Origin of the sequence: Streptomyces sp. NPDC000410 (assembly GCF_040300305.1) — a bacterium.
Classification (GTDB): Bacteria; Actinomycetota; Actinomycetes; order Streptomycetales; family Streptomycetaceae; genus Streptomyces.
This window is the reverse complement of the sequence record NZ_JBEPDM010000031.1, coordinates 21,356-36,862: the sequence shown is the minus strand read 5'-3', so window position 1 is coordinate 36,862 and position 15,507 is coordinate 21,356. Positions and strand designations below refer to the sequence as shown.

Sequence of the window (15,507 nt, the reverse complement as noted above, 5' to 3'; positions counted from 1 at the left end):
GCGCGTCGGCCGCGGCACTGGTGCCCGGCGCGTCGGCGACCGTGCCCGGCGGGCCGACGGCGACCACCTCGACGCCCGGCGCACCGGCGGCGGTATCGGCTCCGGGCGCACCGGCCGCGGCGACGACCAACTCGACGCCCGCCCAGGTGCCCGGCTCCTCGGCAGCGGCATCGGCGCCCGGCGCGTCGGCAGCCGTATCGGCTCCGGGCGCGTCAACGCCCGCCCAGGTGCCGGGCGCGGCGGCAGCGGGATCAGCCCCCGGCGCACCAACAGCGGTGCCCGGCGCTTCGGCGCCCACCCCCCGTGCGGGCCACGCCGCCCTGCCCGGCACCGGTGCGCGGGCCGACTCCGCGCGGAGCGACAACGCGGCCGGCCTCGGGCGGGAGGCCTCGGCGACCGCCGACGTGACATCCGGATCCGGGGCCGGGATCGCCCCGGCCGCACAGGCCGCCCGGTCCGGGCCGGCCGACGACCGTACGAGCCTGTCGGCGCCCGGCACGGAACCCGCCGCTCCCGGCGCCCCGCCCCGGCGGGCCGGTCGTGAAGCCGGAGGCTCGCGACCCCTCAAAGACGCGGCGGCACGCCCCGCCGGGCGAGGCGCTCGCGCCGCCGGCGGCGCGACCCCCCAGGCCGCCGCGCGCGGGGCGCTCACCGTGGGGGCCGCGCGGGCCGCGGCGCTGCTGGAGCGGCAGTTGACGCTCGGTCGGACGCGCGCGCACTCCGCCGCGTTGCAGGCCCTCGGGTCGTCGCGGTTCCACGCGGTCGCCGACGCCGTCGCGCTGCTCGCGTCCGAGGTGCCCCTCGCGGCCGCCGCGGCCGCGCCCGCCGCCGTACTCGACACGCACGCCGAGACCGTCGAGCGGCGCCTGCTCGACGCGGTCACCGCGCTGCCGCTGGCCCGCGCCGCGCACCCGTACAACGCGGAGGCACTCGTGCACGGCCTGGCCACCGCCTCCGCCGGCGAGGCCCAGGACGCCCCCTGGCACCAGGTGCGGCTGCTGCTGCGACTGCACCGGTACGCCCAGGAGGTCAGGGCCGCCGGCCGCGACCCGCTGCTGACCGTGGCCGGTCAGACCCTGGACCGGCACCGCGACGCCGCCGAGGCCGCCGGCGCGGCCGCCGCGGCCGCCCGCACCCCCCGGATCGCCCCGGCGACGGCGTACGCGCTCGGCGTGCTCCACGCGGACCAGCGCCACGAGGTCGAGGCCGCCCGCTTCGCCTTCCACCACGTCTGGCACCGGCAGGCGGTGGCGGCGCCGTGAGCACGCCGGACACCGTCCACGCCGCCGGCTGTGTCCTCTGGCGCCGCTCCCCCCACCGCGGCCACGACAGCGGCAGCGGCCACTTCGACGACGGCAGCGACGACGACGGCCACGGCATCGAGATCTGCCTCGTCCACCGCCCCCGCTACGACGACTGGTCGCACCCGAAGGGCAAGTTGAAGCGCGCCGAGGACGCGCTGTCCGGCGCGCTGCGCGAGGTCCTGGAGGAAACCGGCCATCACGCCACCCCCGGCCCGCCCCTCCCCACCGTCCACTACATGGTCGCCGGCCGCCCCAAGCAGGTCAGTTACTGGGCCGCCGAGGCGGAGTCCCCCGGCGACTTCACCCCGGGCAGCGAGGTCGACCGCATCATCTGGCTCTCCCCTGCCGCGGCCCGCAACCTCCTCACCCAGCCCCGCGACCGCCACCTCGTGGACGCCCTCATCTCAGAACTCGGAACGCGCGGCGCGCTCGGAGCGCCCTGAGGGCGAACAGGCGCTTCAATGAACAAGTAACCGAAACACGTTGTGAGCGAGCCGGTCGAAGGGCCCCCTAATACCCTCCGCCGACCCCCGCCACGCCCGCCACGCCCAAGAACTTCCCCGCCCGTCAGGGTTCACCCTCCGTTCACTCTCCTCCGTCGGCCGCTTCACCTGATCTGCCTAATTTCGGGCTTACACGGTGACCGGCGCAGTGCCGCCACCATCCACCCCGACGCGCGCCGCCGTACAACGTCACGAGACGTCCACCACCGGCGCTCCTGGAAGGAACACCCGAAAAGTGAAGCTTCAGCGCAAGAACGGGCTTCGCGCCACCGCGCTCGCTGCCCTCGCGGTCTCCGGCGCCCTGGTCCTCACGGCGTGCGGTTCGGACGACAACACTGGTGGCACCAACGGCGGCTCCGGCGGCAAGACCGACGCCGCGTCGAACGTCAAGTGTGACGACGCCAAGGGCCAGCTCCTCGCAGCCGGTTCCAGCGCCCAGAAGAACGCCATGGACCTCTGGGTGAAGAACTTCCAGGCGGCCTGCTCCGGCGTCGAGATCAACTACCAGCCCATCGGCTCCGGCGGTGGCATCACCAAGTTCAACCAGGGCCAGGTCGCCTTCGCCGGCTCCGACTCCGCGCTGAAGCCGGAAGAGGTCGAGGAGTCCAAGAAGATCTGCAAGACCGGCCAGGGCATCAACCTGCCGATGGTCGGCGGCCCGATCGCGATCGGCTACAACCTCAACGGCGTGGACAACCTCGTCCTCGACGCCGCCACCATCGCCAAGATCTTCGACAACAAGATCACCAAGTGGGACGACGCGGCGATCGCCAAGCTGAACCCCGGCGTCAAGCTGCCCGCCACCACCATCCAGGCGTTCCACCGCTCGGACGAGTCCGGCACCACCCAGAACCTGGGCAAGTACCTGAGCGAGGCCGCCCCGGCCGACTGGAAGCACGACCCGAAGTCGAAGGCGTGGCTCGCCAAGGGTGGCCAGGCCGCGAGCGGCTCCTCCGGTGTCGCCACCGGCGTCAAGGGCACCGACGGCGCGATCGGCTACTTCGAGCTGTCCTACGCCACCGCCCAGAAGATCAACGCGGTCAAGCTGAACACCGGTGCCGCCGCCCCGGTCGAGGCCACCCCGGAGAACGCCTCCAAGGCCATCGCCGCCGCCAAGATCAAGGGCACCGGCAACGACCTCGCCCTGGGTCTCGACTACAAGACCAAGGCCGAAGGCGCCTACCCGATCATCCTCGTCACGTACGAGATCGCCTGCGACAAGGGCAACAAGGCGGAGACCCTGCCGGCCCTGAAGGCGTTCCTGAACTACACGGTCAGCGAGGACGGCCAGAAGGTCCTCTCGGACGCGGGCTACGCGCCGCTGCCGGCCGAGATCGCGGCCAAGGTCCGCGCGATCGTCCCCACCCTGTCCTGACCCCGACCGGGGCCGGTCCGTCCACCACGACGGGCCGGCCCCGGCATCCGGTGCACCGCCGCCGGGAGCCTGCAAGGCTCCGCAGACCGGAGAAACTCATGGCAACCACCACACACAACGAAGCTCCGCCCCCACCGGGGCCGGCCATAGCCACCATGAAGTCCAAGACCCGCCCGGGAGACCGTGTCTTCCTGGGCCTCTCGCGTGGATCCGGCATCACCCTCCTGGTGATCATGGCCGCGATCGCGGGCTTCCTCACCTACCGCGCGTTCCTCGCCATCTCGAAGGACGAGGGGAACTTCCTCACCACCCTCGAATGGAACCCGGCCGGTGACCCGCCGGTCTTCGGCATCGCCGTCCTCGCCTTCGGCACGATCGTCTCCTCGATCATCGCCATGGCCATCGCCGTGCCCGTCGCCGTCGGTATCGCGCTCTTCATCTCGCACTACGCGCCGCGCAGGCTCGCCGCGCCCCTCGCGTACGTCGTCGACCTGCTCGCCGCCGTGCCGAGCATCATCTACGGCCTCTGGGGCGCGATCTTCCTCGTGCCCTACCTGGACGGCCTGAACAAGTGGCTCGACGAGTACATGGGCTGGACGTACATCTTCGACAAGGCCGGCGACGGCCCCGCGCGCAGCCTCTTCACCGTCGGCATCCTGCTGGCGATCATGATCCTTCCGATCATCACCAACGTCACCCGTGAGGTCTTCCTCCAGGTCCCGAAGATGCACGAGGAGGCCGCGCTCGCGCTCGGCGCGACGCGCTGGGAGGTCATCCGCATGTCGGTGCTCCCCTTCGGCCGCTCCGGCATCATCAGCGCCTCCATGCTCGGCCTCGGCCGCGCGCTCGGCGAGACCATGGCCGTCGCGGTCGTCCTCTCCCCGAGCTTCCTCATCTCCGGGCACCTGCTCGACCCGGGCGGCGGCACCTTCGCCCAGAACATCGCCTCGAAGTTCAACGAGGCCGACGAGTTCGGGCGGGACGCCCTGATCGCCTCCGGCCTGGTGCTCTTCGTCATCACCCTGTTGGTCAACGGCGCGGCCCGGTGGATCATCGCCCGCCGCAAGGAGTACTCGGGGGCCAACGCATGAGCCACACCATCCAGGACGAGCGCCCGGCGCCCGCCGTGCGCGTCAACCACCTCTCCCACGCCCGCCTCCCCCGCTGGGCCCAGCCGGCCATCGCCGTCGGCTCCCTCGCCGCGGGCATCGGCATCGGCGTCGGGGCGGGTCTGCAGAGCCGGGTGCAGTGGGGCCTCCTGGCCGCCCTGGTCTTCGTACTCGCCAGCTATCTGATCACCACGAAGGTGGAGGGCAGCCGCCAGGCCAAGGACCGGGTCGCCACCAGCGTCATCTGGGTGTCCTTCGTCCTCGCCGTCATCCCGCTGCTCTCCCTCGCCTGGGTCACGATCAGCAAGGGCGTGGAAGTCCTCGACGGGTACTTCCTCTCCCACTCGATGAGCGGTGTCCTCGACGCCGAGATGGGCGGCGGTGTCTACCACGCGCTGCTCGGCACCATCGAGCAGGTCCTCATCGCCACCGTGATCGCGGCCCCGATCGGCCTGCTGACCGCGATCTACCTGGTCGAGTACGGCCGCGGGCGCCTCGCGCGGGCCGTCACCTTCTTCGTGGACGTCATGACGGGCATCCCGTCGATCGTCGCGGGTCTCTTCGTCCTCGCCACCTGGAATCTGATGCTGGGCTTCGGGCCCTCCGGATTCGCCGGCGCGATGGCGCTCGCCATCCTGATGATGCCGGTCGTCGTCCGCTCCACCGAGGAGATGCTCAAGCTCGTCCCCAACGAGCTGCGTGAGGCCTCGCTCGCGCTGGGCGTCCCGAAGTGGCGCACCATCCTGAAGGTGGTCCTCCCGACCGCGATCGGCGGCATCACCACGGGCGTCATGCTCGCGGTGGCCCGTATCACCGGCGAGACGGCTCCCGTACTGCTGCTCGTCTTCGGTACGAAGCTGATCAACGGCAACCCCTTCGAAGGCGCTCAGGCCTCGCTGCCGCTGTACGTCTACGAGCAGTACGCCGTCGGCACCGACGCCGCCGTCGCCCGCGCCTGGGCAGCGGCCCTCGTACTGATCGCCTTCGTCATGATCCTCAACCTGGTGGCCCGCGGCATCGCCCGCTGGAAGGCCCCGAAGACCGGCCGCTAAGGCCACCTGGAAGTGATGTAAATGGCCAAGCGAATCGACGTCAGCGGCCTGACTGCCTACTACGGCTCCCACAAGGCCATCGAGGACATCTCGATGACCGTGGAGCCCCGCTCCGTGACCGCCTTCATCGGCCCGTCCGGCTGCGGCAAGTCCACGTTCCTGCGCACCCTGAACCGGATGCACGAGGTCACCCCCGGTGGCCGCGTCGAGGGCAAGGTGATGCTGGACGACGAGAACCTGTACGGCTCCGGCGTCGACCCGGTGGCGGTACGCCGCACGGTCGGCATGGTGTTCCAGCGCCCGAACCCGTTCCCGACCATGTCGATCTTCGACAACGTCGCGGCGGGTCTGCGCCTGAACGGCAGCTACAAGAAGCGTCAGCTCGAGGAGATCGTCGAGCGGTCCCTCAAGGGCGCGAACCTCTGGAACGAGGTCAAGGACCGCCTGAGCAAGCCCGGCTCGGGCCTGTCCGGCGGCCAGCAGCAGCGTCTGTGCATCGCCCGCGCGATCGCGGTCGAGCCGGACGTCCTGCTGATGGACGAGCCCTGCTCCGCCCTGGACCCGATCTCGACGCTCGCGATCGAGGACCTGATCGGCGAGCTGAAGGAGCGCTTCACGATCGTCATCGTGACGCACAACATGCAGCAGGCGGCGCGTGTCTCGGACCGCACGGCCTTCTTCAACCTCGCGGCGGTCGGCCAGCCCGGCCGGCTGATCGAGCTCGACGAGACCGAGCGGATCTTCTCCAACCCGTCGGTCCAGGCCACCGAGGACTACATCTCGGGCCGCTTCGGCTAGGCCTCCCTCCGGACTGCCTTACGGTGCTGCATGGCGGTGCCACCGCAAGGCAACGGGCCCGCCCTCTGCTCTACCGAGCAGGGGGCGGGCCCATTTCCGTCTCCGCCGGGGCCGGGTGCCGGGGCCGGTGACCGGGTGCCGGGAGCCGCTGCGCGGGGCTTTCCCCTACCCGCCCCGCAATCCAGCCTCGCCGGCGTTTGAGGCGCGGGGGTCCGGGGGCGGAGCCCCCGCAACGGGGGCTGGGGCGGAGCCCCAGTTTTCGGGAAGGGGCGGGGCGGGGAGAAAAGCCCGCCGCAGGCGCCCCCACCCGCGCACCCCAGCCGCGTCCGCCACCCGAGCCGCGGCGTCAGCCGAACGCCAGGTTCACGATCCAGAACGAGAACGCCGCCACCACCGCCGCCGCCGGCATCGTGATGAACCAGCCGAGCACGATGTTCTTCGCGACACCCCACCGCACCGCGTTCACCCGCTTCGTCGCCCCGACACCCATGATCGCCGAAGTGATCACATGCGTCGTCGAGATCGGCGCGTGGAACAGGAACGCCGACCCGAACATGATCGACGCCCCCGTCGTCTCCGCCGCGAACCCCTGCGGCGGGTCCAGCTCAATGATCTTGCGCCCCAGCGTCCGCATGATGCGCCAGCCACCCGCGTACGTCCCCAGCGACAGCATCACCGCGCAGACGATCTTCACCCACACCGGAATCGGGTCGCCGTAGTCCTCGACATCGGCGATGACGAGGGCCATCACCACGATGCCCATCGTCTTCTGCGCGTCCTGGAGACCGTGGCCGAGCGCCATGCCCGCCGCCGACACCGTCTGAGCGATACGGAAGCCCCGCTTCGCCTTGGCCGGGTTGGCCTTGCGGAAGATCCACATGATCGCGCACATCACGAGATAGCCGGCGCAGAGACCGACGAGCGGCGACACGAACATCGGGATGACGACCTTGTCGAGCACCCCGGACCAGATGACCTCGGTCCCGCCCGCCAGCGCCGCGCCCACCATGCCGCCGAACAGCGCGTGCGAGGAGGACGACGGCAGCCCGAAGTACCAGGTCACCAGGTTCCAGATGATCGCGCCGACGAGCGCCGCGAACAGGATGCCCATGCCCCGCGAGCCTTCCGGCGTCGCGATCAGCCCTTCGCTGACGGTCTTGGCGACCCCGCTGCCGAGAAACGCACCGGCGAGGTTCATCACCGCGGCCATCGCCAGCGCCGCGCGCGGCGTCAGTGCCCGCGTGGACACCGAGGTCGCGATCGCGTTCGCGGAGTCGTGGAAGCCGTTCGTGTACGTGAAGAAGAGCGCGACCCCGATGGTCACGACCAACGCAAAGGTCTCCACGAAGCCTCAGGACTCCTTGACCGCGATGGTCTCCACCGTGTTGGCCACGTGCTCGAAGGCGTCGGCGGCCTCCTCCAGCACATCCACGATCTGCTTCAGCTTGAGCACCTCGATCGCGTCGTACTTGCCGTTGAAGAGGTGGGCGAGCAGCTTGCGGTGGATCTGGTCGGCCTGGTTCTCGAGCCGGTTGACCTCGATCCAGTACTCGGTGAGGTTGTCCATCGTCCGCAGATGCGGCATGGCCTCGGCCGTCAGCTCGGCCGCCCGCGCCAGAACCTCGATCTGCTGTTCGACGCCCTTCGGCAGTTCCTCGATGTTGTAGAGGACGACGAGGTCGACGGCCTCCTCCATGAAGTCCATGATGTCGTCGAGGGACGACGCGAGGGAGTAGATGTCCTCACGGTCGAACGGTGTGATGAACGAGGAGTTCAGCTGGTGGAAGATCGCGTGGGTGGCGTCGTCCCCGGCGTGCTCCGCTGCCCGCATCCGTTCCGCGATCTCGGCTCGGGCGGGACCATCCGCTCCGAGCAGTTCCATCAGGAGCTTCGAGCCCGTGACGATGTTGTCCGCGGACGCGGCGAACATGTCGTAGAAGCTCGTCTCCCTGGGGGTCAGACGAAATCGCACGTGGGGTCCTCATGGGTGCTGGGTTTCGGTCAGGCTGATGCTAGGCGCATCATCCGGCCACGGCTAACCGGCGTCCATTCAGTGTCGCCCATCAGGCACTGTGATCAGCACAGGGCCCCACTAACCGACAGGGATCGGTACCATATACCCACGAGGGGTATATCGGCGTACAACGGGAGGACGCGATGACGACCACGGACACGGCCGGCCTTCCGGTCACGGACGAGACGAGCACGACCCCTGGCGAGGGACCCGACCAGGAGCCCTGCCACGACCAGGGCGTGCACGGCTACCACAAGCAGAAGGACGAGCACCTCAAGCGACTGCGCCGGATCGAGGGCCAGATCCGCGGCCTCCAGCGCATGGTCGACGAGGACACGTACTGCATCGACATACTCACCCAGGTCTCGGCCTCCACCAAGGCGCTGCAGTCGTTCGCCCTCCAGCTGCTGGAGGAGCACCTGCGCCACTGCGTCGCGGACGCGGCACTGAAGGGTGGGGACGAGATCGACGCGAAGGTCGAGGAGGCGACGAAGGCGATCGCCCGGATGATGCGGACATGACCCGGGGGCGCGGCCGCCGCGCCCCCACCCCGTGGGTCCCGTCAGCCCCGACGGTCCCGCCGGTCCCCGCAGTCGGTGTCGAGCGACGACGCCGTCACATTGAGCACCTCGTCGATACGGTCCGGGCTGAGCCGCTCCTCGTTCGCGGCGGACGCCGCGATCATCAGCTCACCGCACAGCTCGATCTCGGCGAGGGCGACGTGGTCCTGGACGGTCGGCGTACTGAGCGGAGCCACGTGCGGTCACCTCTTCCGGCCGGTGTCGACTTTCGGCAGCCCGTGTCAGCCCGTGTCGACTTCGTCGGCTTCCTAGCGTAGGGAGCCGGACACTTGCCGCGCATGGCACGTCCGGACCATTTCCCGGCACCCCGATGGTCTAGATCAAGCCAGCCCGGACCCGCCCCGGAGGGTGTCCGGGCATGGCCTAGGCGCGGATCTTCCCTGCGTAGATGTCCCCGCGCCGCGGAAGCGTGACGTCGGCGGGCGCGCCGAACGCGTACAGCAGCGTCGTCGAGGCGACGGCCACGGACCGCCCCTGGTTGACGAAGCTGAACTGATGGCGCACCTTGCGCAGCCGCCCCTCCTCGTCGAGGTACACGTCGAACGGCACGGTGTCCTTGGTGAACCCTTTCGCCGCGGCGGCCAGCGCGCCCCGCGCCCGCGGAGAGGCGGCCTTCGCGGCGTGCGCGATGTCCGCGGTGCCGCGGTAGTGGGTGACCTTCACCCCGGCCAGCTCCTCCTGGCCGACGTACGTCACCGTCCGCGCCCCGCGCAGCAGTTCGGCGGCGGCGGCCGGGTCGGTCGCGCCGCCGGTGACCAGGTTCCCGTCCTGAAGGGTCGTCGTATCGACCCGGACCCACTTGTCGGCCGGCACCCCCGCGCCGCGGTTCTTCATGTAGAGGGCGCCGGGCGCGAGCAGCTCGGTGATCGGCCGGTGCTCGTCCGCCCCGGCGGGGTCCTTCGGCAGGACGACCCTGAGGTGACCCATGCTCCGGCGGAAGTCGTACGCTCCCTCGCCGCGGATCGTGACCCTGGTCCCGCCGGCCGCCATCTCCATGGAGGTGCGCGCCTTCGAGGTCCCTGCGAGGGCCAGCACGTCGGCGGCGCTCCGCACGGCGGCGACGGCATCCCCGGGCGGCCCTGCGTCGGCCACGGCGTCCTTCCCCGCGGAACACCCGGTGCTCGCCCCGGCACCCAGCACGGCGACGACCGCGCACACCCCGCCCATGAGCCTGTGCTGCCGCTTCACCGTCACCGGCCATCCCCTTCCTGGACCCACCCGCCCCGGATAACGACGGCCTCGGCGTGTCGTCACGCCGGGGTACCGTGGGGATGTGCATAGGCAACACGACACTCGCACCGACGAGCGTGGCTCCTTCTGCATCGCGCGCTGCAGCTGTGGCTGGGCGGGCCCGGCCCGCCGCTCACGTGAACGTGCGAGGACGGATGCCCAGTTGCACGCCGCGAACCCGCCGGTCGACGCGTAGCCGTGCGCGCGTGGGCGTGAGGACTCAGGCGTAAGGACGTACGTGAGGACTCAGGCGTGAGGACGTACGTGAGGACTCAGGCGTCAGCGCGCGCGGGTCGCTGACGCGTCGCAAGCGGCTCGCGGGAGGCGCGTGTTACGCCGCTTACGCCGCCAGGTCCCGCTCGCCCGGCTCCGCCCCCTGGCGCGGCTCCGCGATGTCCAGCGTCTCGTGCCGCCGCTGCCGGTCCAGCACGGCCGCGCGCCGCGACCGTACGAGCCATCCGGCATGGGCGGACCGGGAGACGGCCGACACCAGCGGGGTCAGCAGCGCCAGCGCGAGCGGGGCGAGGAGCAGGGTGACGGCCGTACCGAGCGCGAAGCCGCCCACCACGTCCGTCGGGTAGTGCACCCCCATGTAGACCCGGCAGAAGCCCTCGGCCAGCGCGAGGCCGATCGCGGCGAGCCCGAAGCGGCGGTGGGCGACGAAGAGGCCGACGCCGAGGGCCATGGCCATCGTGGAGTGGTCGCTGACGAAGGAGAAGTCGGTCTTTCCGTCCACGAGCACTTCGATCCCCTCGTGGTCCAGGAACGGCCGCGGCCGCTCCACGAACCCGCGGATCGGGATGTTGATCAGCAGCGCGACTCCGGCGGCCAGCGGCGCCCAGACCATCCCGGCGACCGTCGCGACCGCGTCCTCCTCGGTGCCGCGCCGGCGCACGCTCCACCAGCACCAGAGCACGACGAGCACCATCGCGAGCATGATCCCGTACTCGCCGGTGAACTCCATGACACGGTCGAACCAGTCCGGCGCGGACACCGCCAGCCCGTTGATGTCGTAGAGCAGGCCGACGTCGGGGTTCGCCCCGTCCAGTGCGAGTTCAGCCATCTGCTGCGGCCCCTTGCCTTGTCGCCTGCTGCGGCACACGCCCGTGTGCGCCGCTCCTGATACCGACCCCCGTACTGGCCCCCGTACTGGTCTACTGCTCCACTCCAGGGAACGACCCTTTGGCCGGGGGCGTTCCACTCTCCACGGAACGATCACCATGACGTTATCGAAGAGTGACGCATCACCGCAGCTCAGGGCCTGCGCTTAACGAAGAGTTCCGGCCATTGCCGACGTTTCGCCGGCACACATCCGACGTTCCGTCACATTCCCTTACGCTGCGGGCCGTGCGGTCGGCAGCGCGGCGGCGCCGTCCTTCGTGACGCGAGTCGCCCCGAAGTAGTCAGGCGTGTCGATCTTGTCGAAGCGGATCACCGCGCCGGTGTACGGAGCGTTGATCATGTACCCGCCGCCGACGTACAGGCCCACGTGACGGATGGCCCGCGAGTTGGTGAGGTCGTCCGAGAAGAAGACGAGGTCCCCGGGCAACAGCTCGTCACGGGACGGATGGGGCCCCGCGTTGTACTGGTCGTTGGCGACGCGCGGCAGCTCGATCCCGACGGTCCGGTACGCGGCCTGCGTCAGACCCGAGCAGTCGAACCGCCCGCCCTGCTCCGGCGTCCCGTTCCCGCCCCACAGGTACTTCGTACCGAGCTTCTGCTGCGCGAAGTAGATCGCTCCGGCCGCCTGCCGCGACGGCGCGACCCGCCCGACGGGCCTGGCGAAGCTCTTCTCCAGCGACCGGATGACCTTGACGTAGTTCTGCGTCTCCTTGTACGGCGGCACCCCGCCGTACTTGATGACCGCGTACGCCCCGGCGTTGTACGCCGCGAGCATGTTGTCCGTCGGGTCGCCGGGCGCCTTCTTCACGTACCCGGCGAGCTCGCAGTCGTACGAGGCCGCCGACGGGATCGCGTCGGCCGGGTCCCACACGTCGCGGTCCCCGTCACCGTCGCCGTCGATGCCGTGCGTGGCCCAGGTCCCCGGGATGAACTGGGCGATCCCCTGCGCGGCGGCGTGGGACTGCGCCCTCGGGTTCCAGCCGCTCTCCTGGTACAGCTGCGCGGCGAGCAGCGCGGGGTTGATGGCCGGGCAGAGGGTGCCCCACTTCTCCACCAGCGGCTGGTACAGCGCCGGCACGGCTCCCTTGACCAGGGCGACGGCACCGCCGCCCCCGCCCTTGGCGATCCCGGCCGCGGCGGTGTACGTCCCGACGACGAGCAGCGCGACGAAGCTCAGACACAGCCCGACGGCGCCTGCCGTGACCAGCCATGCCTTACGCACCGTCAACCGCCCTTCACCACACAGGAGTCCTCCGAGCGCCAGTGTAGGCGCGGGGGTGCCGGTTCAGGGGGGCGCACGAAGGCGACTTTGCGCCACGGTTACGCCGCCCGGGGCATGTCCACGGCCGGGCCGGCGACGCCGGGCACCGGCGGACGATCCGCCTCCGCCTCACGCTGGATACGGCCCTCCACGGCGACAGCAAGAGAAATCCACCTGCCGTTCACCTGAATTCCATCACCCTTTGCCGGATTCTTGAATTCCCTTTATTCGCATAAGAATTGATGATCCATTGTCCGAAAATCAGTGCTACGGTCATCGCCGTCGGGGGGCAATAAGCGGCTGGGGTCCGCTTATGCAGTGCTTCCCGGTTCCGTTCTGGAAAACCTACCAAAGGGAAGTTTTTCTCATGCAGTTCAAGCGTTTCGCCGCCGTCGGCGCCACCGTTCTCGCCATCGCCGGTGCCGGTCTCGCCACCGCCGCCCCGGCCAACGCCGCGGCCGGCTGCCCGTCGCAGGCCGCCTGCCTGTTCTACAACTCGGACTTCGAGGGCGCCATCTTCTCCCAGACCGGCGGAATTGCGAATTACGACGGCTACAAGTTCGTCACTTCCGCTTACCCGAACGGCGGCAGCGGTGCCGGCCAGGGCGTCAAGAACAACGCCGCGTCGGTGAACAACAACAACACCAGCAAGAGCTTCCGCGTCTACTACAACTCCAACTACGGCACCAGCTACGCCTACCAGACGTTCGGTGCCTGGACGGCCGGAAACCTCAACTCGACGATGAAGAACAACAACGCCTCGGGCCGCTTCATCTAAGGAAAAGACCCCGGCGGCCCTCCGAGGAAGGCTCACGGGCGCCCCGCCCGCCGCTATCGGGCGGAGCGCCCCGCTCATCGCCTTCCCGTATTCCCGCCGCGTATGCCCCGCAGCCCGCGCACCACACCCGCGCGGGCTGCGCTGTGGCTTCTCCTCCGACCGGCAGCCACCACCGCACCGACGCGCCGCCGCACCGACGCACCGACGCACCAAGGAAGTTGAGCTCGTGTCCCAGCTCCGCCCGCGCGCCCCGAAGCTGACCGCGCTGCTGCCCGTGATCGCCCTCGGCACCCTCGCCGCCCTCACCGGCTGCTCCGCCGGTTCCGCGAACGGCTCCTCGAAGGGCGCCTCGGCCGGGAACGGCAGGGCTGATACGAACGCCCAGGCGGCAACCGTCGACAGCATTCCCACGCTCACCACGCGGGTGGAGAAGCCCGTACCGATCGAGGGCTATCTGCTGTCCGACAAACAGTGGGTCCAGCTCGGCAAGGCCGACGAGGTGCTGCGTCAGCGCTGCATGCAGCGGTTCGGCCTCACGTACAAGACCTCCACGCCGCAGCAGCAGGTCCCGGGGCAGACCCTGTCGGAGTACCGCTACGGAGTGCTCGACCCGCAGTACACGAGCAAGCACGGCTACCGCACGCCGTCCGCGCTCGCCGCATCGGCCGCGGCCGGCGGGCCTGCCGCGCAGGACGACAGCGCCGGGATGTCCAAGGACGAGCGATTGGTCCTCCTCGGCACCACCGACCCCAAGGCCGCCGCCCACTCGGCCGGGAAGACCGGTGGCCAGAACTTCCGGGGCCAGAAGGTGCCGCAGGGCGGCTGCATCGGAGAGGCCAGGCAGAAGCTGGGCGGCACACCCGAGTCCGGTATCGGAGACGCGCAGATCGCCAACGACGTCAACCTGAACAGCTTCTCCAAGTCCCTCGAGGACAAGCGCGTCCAGGACGCCTTCGCCAAGTGGTCCGCGTGCATGAAGAAGCAGGGGTACGCGTACGCGAGCCCCATGGAGGCGAGCAACGACAAGCGCTGGCCCGCCAAGCCGGGCTCCGCCGAGGAGAAGGCCACGGCCACCGCGGACGCCAAGTGCAAGATCGACAACAACGTCACCGGGGTCTGGTACGCGGTCGACGTGGCCCACCAGAAGCAGATGATCGAGCAGCACGCGACAGAGCTCGCCGCGGTCAGGAAGGGGATCGACGAGCGACTGAAGCTGGCTGCCCGGATCACGGCGGGCTGAGGGGACTGACCGGTGAGCGGACCGACCAGGCCGACCGGACTGCCGGTCTCCAGCTGCCGGTCCCCGGCTGCTGCTCTCCTGCGGCCGGCCGGTGCGCGCCGTGCGTCAGGTGCCCGGCGGCACGGGATGCGGGGTCCCCAGGTACGGGAACCGCGGCAGCAGGTCGGTGTGCGGGCCGATGTGGTCGCTGGCGACCTTCCCGCCGGTGACCATGGCCAGCCGTGCCGAGGTGACGTCGTCGGTGAGCGCACGCCCGTTGGGGTACGCGGCGGGCTTGGCGCGGTCGTAGCGCAAGATGTCGGGCAGGACCGTGCGCAGGGCCTGCTCGGCGGCCTGCGGATCGTAGCCGCCGAGGTGCTGGAGCACCGCGGTCCAGGGCTCGCGGTAGGTGTCCCAGTCCTCGGCGGGCTCGCCCTGGTTGTAGGCGTCCTTGACCTCATCGGCGTTGAAGTACGCGGTCAGGGACGGGTGGGCGCCGCGGTCGACGGACGTGAGGCGGCCGTTCTGCCGCACACTGACCCGGCCCCACACCCCGATGGCCGGGTCGTTGCCGAGTTCCTCGTTCGGCATTTCCAGCACGATGCCGAAGACGTTCTTGTCGGCGCCCCAGTCGACGCCGGTCCACTGGAAGTCCTTGACGATGCCGTCCAGGTCGGCGAAGAACGGATCGCTGCGCAGACCGGCGGAGAACGTGTACGCCCCGGCGTCGACCACGGCCGGCTCGGGGCCGAAGCTGACCGGTGCGTCGCTGATGATCGCCTCCCCGCCGGGCTCGTGGTCCCGCGCCCGCTCCCCGGTCGCCCGGTGGACGGTGACGGTCTGCCGCCCGTCGCGCGGCTGCGAGAAGACGCAGCTGAACGCCACGTCGGCCTGGTGGTCGCCGTCGGTGTCGACGTTGACGCGGTAGACGGCGTCCGGGTGGAAGGCGTCGCCGCCGGTCGGCGCGATCGGGTTGACGTTCATGATCAGGACGGTGCGCTCGCCGGGCACGGTGAACGCGAACAGGTCCGTCATGTCGAGCCGGGCGTCGCCCATGGGGGACCGCAGGTTGGGTCCGCTGAGGTGATGAGACATGCGCCCAGCATCCGCCGCGTACGCGTACGACGCGCTGCGGCAGGCCACAGGCACCCCCAGAAGTCC

At 70.3% G+C, this 15,507-nt stretch carries 16 protein-coding genes; 9 read left to right on the top strand and 7 right to left on the bottom strand.

All coding sequences use genetic code 11. The annotated features are described in order from the left end of the window. Nucleotides 1-41 precede the first annotated feature (41 nt). From ABT342_RS25965 to pstB, 6 genes are all read left to right on the top strand, one after another. Nucleotides 42-1,262, top strand: a complete 1,221-nt coding sequence (locus tag ABT342_RS25965) for a CHAD domain-containing protein (protein ID WP_502965619.1) — start codon at nt 42-44, stop codon at nt 1,260-1,262. Further along, entirely contained in the window at nt 1,259-1,747 is a 489-nt protein-coding gene (locus tag ABT342_RS25960; RefSeq protein WP_351578493.1) for an NUDIX hydrolase, read from the top strand. Before ABT342_RS25965 ends, ABT342_RS25960 begins: the two co-directional genes overlap by 4 nt. Before the next feature lie 295 nt (nt 1,748-2,042). Beyond that, nucleotides 2,043-3,182: a phosphate ABC transporter substrate-binding protein PstS gene (gene pstS, locus ABT342_RS25955; protein ID WP_351578490.1), complete on the top strand. Its 1,140-nt coding sequence runs from the start codon at nt 2,043-2,045 to the stop codon at nt 3,180-3,182. 98 nt (nt 3,183-3,280) lie between these two features. Further along, on the top strand, nt 3,281-4,273 hold the full coding sequence (gene pstC, locus ABT342_RS25950; RefSeq protein ID WP_351578487.1) for a phosphate ABC transporter permease subunit PstC: 993 nt from the start codon (nt 3,281-3,283) through the stop codon (nt 4,271-4,273). Beyond that, nucleotides 4,270-5,343, top strand: coding sequence for a phosphate ABC transporter permease PstA (gene pstA / locus ABT342_RS25945; RefSeq protein ID WP_351578484.1), 1,074 nt, complete (start codon nt 4,270-4,272; stop codon nt 5,341-5,343). The genes pstC and pstA overlap by 4 nt, the downstream gene beginning before the upstream one ends. Nucleotides 5,344-5,364: 21 nt before the next feature. Next, nucleotides 5,365-6,141: a phosphate ABC transporter ATP-binding protein PstB gene (gene pstB, locus ABT342_RS25940; RefSeq protein WP_351578481.1), complete on the top strand. Its 777-nt coding sequence runs from the start codon at nt 5,365-5,367 to the stop codon at nt 6,139-6,141. Nucleotides 6,142-6,487: 346 nt separating this feature from the next. Here pstB and ABT342_RS25935 read toward each other — a convergent pair whose 3' ends face one another. Then, on the bottom strand, nt 6,488-7,486 hold the full coding sequence (locus ABT342_RS25935) for an inorganic phosphate transporter (protein ID WP_351578478.1): 999 nt from the start codon (nt 7,484-7,486) through the stop codon (nt 6,488-6,490). 6 nt (nt 7,487-7,492) lie between these two features. After that, nucleotides 7,493-8,113, bottom strand: a complete 621-nt coding sequence (locus ABT342_RS25930) for a DUF47 domain-containing protein (RefSeq protein ID WP_027731940.1) — start codon at nt 8,111-8,113, stop codon at nt 7,493-7,495. 185 nt (nt 8,114-8,298) lie between these two features. On the opposite strand from ABT342_RS25930, the gene ABT342_RS25925 reads away from it, so the two are divergent. Beyond that, entirely contained in the window at nt 8,299-8,676 is a 378-nt protein-coding gene (locus tag ABT342_RS25925; protein WP_351578474.1) for a metal-sensitive transcriptional regulator, read from the top strand. Nucleotides 8,677-8,717: 41 nt separating this feature from the next. Here ABT342_RS25925 and ABT342_RS25920 read toward each other — a convergent pair whose 3' ends face one another. The 4 genes from ABT342_RS25920 to ABT342_RS25905 form a co-directional block, all read right to left on the bottom strand. Then, a complete protein-coding gene (locus tag ABT342_RS25920) occupies nt 8,718-8,912 on the bottom strand; it encodes a hypothetical protein (protein ID WP_351578471.1) in 195 nt (64 codons plus the stop codon). 187 nt (nt 8,913-9,099) lie between these two features. Further along, nucleotides 9,100-9,903, bottom strand: a complete 804-nt coding sequence (locus tag ABT342_RS25915; RefSeq protein WP_351578651.1) for an SCO4651 family lipoprotein — start codon at nt 9,901-9,903, stop codon at nt 9,100-9,102. Nucleotides 9,904-10,306: 403 nt separating this feature from the next. Continuing rightward, entirely contained in the window at nt 10,307-11,029 is a 723-nt protein-coding gene (locus tag ABT342_RS25910; protein ID WP_351578468.1) for a phosphatase PAP2 family protein, read from the bottom strand. Between the two features lie 270 nt (nt 11,030-11,299). Then, complete coding sequence (locus ABT342_RS25905; RefSeq protein ID WP_351578465.1) at nt 11,300-12,310, bottom strand: C40 family peptidase; 1,011 nt, start codon at nt 12,308-12,310, stop codon at nt 11,300-11,302. A 406-nt stretch (nt 12,311-12,716) separates the two neighbouring features. On the opposite strand from ABT342_RS25905, the gene ABT342_RS25900 reads away from it, so the two are divergent. Both ABT342_RS25900 and ABT342_RS25895 read left to right on the top strand, forming a co-directional pair. Next, on the top strand, nt 12,717-13,127 hold the full coding sequence (locus ABT342_RS25900; RefSeq protein ID WP_351578462.1) for a peptidase inhibitor family I36 protein: 411 nt from the start codon (nt 12,717-12,719) through the stop codon (nt 13,125-13,127). A 226-nt stretch (nt 13,128-13,353) separates the two neighbouring features. Continuing rightward, the gene (locus ABT342_RS25895; RefSeq protein ID WP_351578459.1) at nt 13,354-14,367 is read left to right on the top strand and encodes a hypothetical protein; all 1,014 of its coding nucleotides are present in this window, start codon (nt 13,354-13,356) and stop codon (nt 14,365-14,367) included. A 105-nt stretch (nt 14,368-14,472) separates the two neighbouring features. Here ABT342_RS25895 and ABT342_RS25890 read toward each other — a convergent pair whose 3' ends face one another. After that, nucleotides 14,473-15,441, bottom strand: a complete 969-nt coding sequence (locus ABT342_RS25890) for a DUF4331 family protein (protein WP_351578456.1) — start codon at nt 15,439-15,441, stop codon at nt 14,473-14,475. Between the last annotated feature and the right edge of the window lie 66 nt (nt 15,442-15,507).